This window comes from Phormidesmis sp. 146-12 (genome assembly GCF_052939495.1).
On record NZ_JBJPHS010000216.1, the window covers coordinates 1 to 3,858 of the forward strand.

The following is a 3,858-nucleotide window of genomic DNA, read 5'->3' on the forward strand; positions in this document are numbered from 1 at the left end:
ATCCTGTGCAAATCGCAAGGGTGCTTGAATCGGTCTCGACCAGTTATAGTTCAGCGTGATAGTGGCTCCCAAGATCAGACCTGCCAACCCTGAGCCAACCAGCATTATCGAAGCGGGCCCATTCAAATAGCGCCAGTTGGGTAATACCGCCAGCTTTTGCAAAATTAAGGGAATTGTCAACGTAAAGACGGTCAGCGTCACCATCGGCACCGCCATCGTCCAGGGCACTTCAGGCGCGCGACGAGTTTTAGGCTTCGAGTTGCCCAAAAACACCAGACGAAAGACGCGAGTTAAATTTAAAGCGCTCAAAGCGTTGGTTGCCAAAACGACGATCACAAGCCAGGGCTGGTCATACCAAAAGTCATCCAGTCCGCGCTCTAAGGCCCAAAATCCGCCGAGGGGAAGTAGCCCAATCAAGCCCGCCGAACCCACGACAAACGCTGATGTAGTGGCTGGCATCTTTGACCACAAGCCGCCCAATTCAGTAATATCCTGACAGCTTGTTGTAGCAATGACCGATCCAGTACTCATAAACAGCAATGCTTTCGCGATCGCGTGAGCAAACAACAACAACAGCGCAAATCCTGACCAATTCATGCCCACCGCGACAAAAACCAATCCCAGGTAAGCGCTCGTGGAATGGGAAAGGGCCCGCTTCATGTCAATCTGAGCGATCGCGACGAGAGAAGCCCCGATCGCTGTCATCGCCCCTAACACCACCAGCGCGGTCGAAGCCACGGGCGACAAAATTAAAATTGGCTGAAGCTTGATTAACACATAAGCCCCGCAGCCAACGACAACAGAATTTCTCAGAATCGAAGCAGGGTTGGGCCCTTCCATCGCTTCATCTAGCCACAGGTGCAGGGGGAATTGAGCACATTTCCCGATCGGCCCCGCAATCAGCGCCACCCCCAATAGAGCCGAAACCGTGGGCGACAGTTCAGCCGTTTCTGCCCAATCGTATAAATCAGGAAAATTCATGCTGCCAGCAAACGTGGAAAGCGCCACAACGCCCATCAGTAGCAGAATATCACCGACGCGCTTCGTCAAAAAAGCATCTCGCGCCGCCGTGACTACCAGGGGTTGAGCATACCAAAATCCGACCAGCAGATAAGTCGAGAGGGTCAGCAACTCCAGCAGACAATACGTGAGCAGCAAAGAATCGCTAACAGCTAAGCCACTCATCGCCGCTTCAAAAAAGCCCATCAGCGCAAAAAATCGAGCCAGCGCCCAATCTTTCTCCATGTAACCCAGGGCAAACAGTTGCGCCAAAAGACTCAGGCCTGTGATCAGTTCCATCGCGCCCACACTGGTCGAAGAAATGTCTAGCGTGAAAGACAAATCCAGGTCAACCGCTTTGAACCAATGCAGAGTCAATTGTTGTGATTCTTGTCCCCAGGTGGCCGTAAACAGGGCTGTGCCGTGAAAAAATGCGATCAGCGTCGTCAAAAGGTTGAAATAAGCGGCGGGCCGTGGGCCAGTATTGCGAATCGCGCCTGTAGACCACGGTAACGTCAGGATCGCACCGAGCAATCCGTAACACGGAACCCACCAGCTTGTTTCGATGAGGAACTGTTGCATTGAGTCTGTCCTTCGCCTGAAAAAATCTGCTAAAAACACCCCCCAAGGAGTTCTTGGAGAGCCGAATGGTTATGAAGCTTTAGAAAAGATGTCTTTTAATTTGTCTAAACTTCAGCTTACCGCTTAAACCCACCAAAACACAATGCGATCGCGATGCGGCCGACCGAGAGGTCAAATCATGTAGAAACGTAACTCTATGTGTATAAGTGTGACTTATGTTCAATAAAGTTCTCTATAAAGTGGGTTGAAAAGAGTCTATGATGACTTCTGTAGAATCTTCCAACAAATTTAAGACTTCCTTCGGTACGTGGTGGGAACTTCAGACTTTGAATAAGTTTAGATTATCCCTAAGATTTGCAACAATCATTAAAGGTTATATTGTCAAGTGTGTCACCCACCCCATATTCTTAATAAAGAACACAGTGGAAGCCTTGATAAAACTTGAAATGATGGATGTCCCCGTCCACAAACTTTCTTGGATTTAGGTAATTAGTTTCACTTATCAGGAGTTTAGAAATGCCGATCGCTGTGGGAATGATTGAGACGCTGGGGTTTCCGGCTGTTGTAGAAGCCGCAGACGCAATGGTGAAGGCCGCCCGCGTCACGCTGGTAGGCTACGAAAAGATTGGTAGCGGTCGCGTCACGGTCATCATCCGGGGAGACGTTTCTGAGGTGCAAGCCTCGATCGCCGCTGGGATTGAGAACGTCAAGCGCGTAAACGGGGGACAAGTCCTGTCTACCCACATCATCGCTCGCCCCAATGAAAACCTGGAATATGTCTTGCCAATTCGATATACCGAAGCGGTTGAGCAATTCCGAAGTTAGAGGATGGACTGGGGACATCAGACCTGCGACATTAGACTCCAGAGCATTCAGATACATGAGTGAGCAAAAAGTCTAAAGCCTAAAGTCCGATGACCAGGCGACTCGCGATCAAGTTCGATGTTTAGAAACAGATTGGAAGGGAGAATTAACGATGGCTATTGCAGTTGGCATGATTGAGACCTTGGGTTTCCCCGCAGTGGTAGAAGCCGCAGACGCAATGGTGAAAGCCGCTCGCGTCACGCTGGTAGGCTACGAAAAGATCGGAAGCGGTCGCGTTACAGTAATTGTGCGCGGAGACGTGTCCGAAGTTCAAGCGTCCGTGGCTGCTGGGATTGAGAACGTCAAGCGTGTGAACGGGGGACAAGTCCTGTCTACCCACATCATTGCTCGTCCTCACGAAAACCTGGAATATGTGCTGCCGATTCGATACACCGAGGCAGTTGAGCCGTTCCGTGAGAGCGTGAGTGGCATTCGCCCGCTTAACCGTCCATAACGCCTGATGCACATTGCCAAAGTTCGCGGCACCGTTGTCAGTACCCAAAAAGAACCCAGTCTTAGAGGCGTAAAGTTTTTGCTCTTACAACTCTTAGACGAGGCAGGGCAGCCGCTCCAAGAATTTGAGGTGGCTGCTGACAACGTAGGAGCAGGGGTAGACGAATGGGTTTTGGTGAGCCGTGGGAGTGCTGCCCGTCAGGTTCCTGGAAGTGAACAGCGTCCTGTTGATGCTGCGGTGGTCGCCATCATTGACACCGTGAGTGTGGATGGGCGATCGCTCTACAACAAAGGAACCCAGTACTAGAAATCCTTTCAAACGTCGCTGCGTCTCGACCCGTCAGGGCAACTCAGAAACGGAGCGAAAAAGGTTTGAACTCATGCTTTTGATTTAACTTCAGACCCGCGCAGAATGCGATCGCAGTCAACTCCCCGCAAGCCTGCGATCGATCTGGCGCTTTCCAGTTAGGAGAAATTTTGTTATGGCAGTCCGTAGTTATGCGGCTCCGCCCACCCCCTGGTCACAGAGTCTCGCTGAACCTCAAATTCATCACACCGCTTACGTTCACTCGTTTTCCAACATCATCGGAGATGTGCGGGTGGGCGAAGATGTGATGATTGCGCCGGGTACGTCGATTCGGGCAGATGAAGGGCACCCGTTTCATATTGGTGACGACACAAATATCCAGGATGGAGTCGTCATGCACGGGCTGGAGCAGGGTCGAGTCGCGGGAGATGATGGCGAAGCCTATTCGATCTGGGTCGGTAGTCGGTCTTCGCTGACACACATGGCGCTGATTCACGGGCCGTGTTATGTAGGCGACGACTGTTTTATTGGGTTTCGCTCGACTGTGTTTAATGCACGAGTGGGCAACGGTTGCGTGGTGATGATGCACGCGCTGGTGCAGGATGTGGAGATTCCGCCTGGAAAGTATGTGCCTTCTGGCGCGGTGATTACCA

General features: G+C 51.4%; 5 protein-coding genes. 4 read left to right on the forward strand and 1 reads right to left on the reverse strand.

Annotated elements, in window-relative coordinates; genetic code table 11:
• Positions 1–1,581: NAD(P)H-quinone oxidoreductase subunit F (locus ACKFKF_RS34485; RefSeq protein ID WP_446871872.1), on the reverse strand; the 1,581-nt coding region annotated here is incomplete at its 3' end.
• Between the two features lie 516 nt (positions 1,582–2,097).
• Here ACKFKF_RS34485 and ACKFKF_RS34490 point away from each other — a divergent pair.
• The 4 genes from ACKFKF_RS34490 to ACKFKF_RS34505 form a co-directional block, all read left to right on the forward strand.
• On the forward strand, positions 2,098–2,406 hold the full coding sequence (locus tag ACKFKF_RS34490; RefSeq protein ID WP_446858632.1) for a carbon dioxide-concentrating mechanism protein CcmK: 309 nt from the start codon (positions 2,098–2,100) through the stop codon (positions 2,404–2,406).
• Positions 2,407–2,557: 151 nt separating this feature from the next.
• The gene (locus tag ACKFKF_RS34495; protein ID WP_017290237.1) at positions 2,558–2,899 is read left to right on the forward strand and encodes a carbon dioxide-concentrating mechanism protein CcmK; all 342 of its coding nucleotides are present in this window, start codon (positions 2,558–2,560) and stop codon (positions 2,897–2,899) included.
• Between the two features lie 6 nt (positions 2,900–2,905).
• Entirely contained in the window at positions 2,906–3,205 is a 300-nt protein-coding gene (locus ACKFKF_RS34500; RefSeq protein ID WP_446858631.1) for a EutN/CcmL family microcompartment protein, read from the forward strand.
• 175 nt (positions 3,206–3,380) lie between these two features.
• Positions 3,381–3,858 (forward strand): gamma carbonic anhydrase family protein (locus tag ACKFKF_RS34505; protein ID WP_446871873.1); only part of this gene is annotated, 478 nt, incomplete at its 3' end.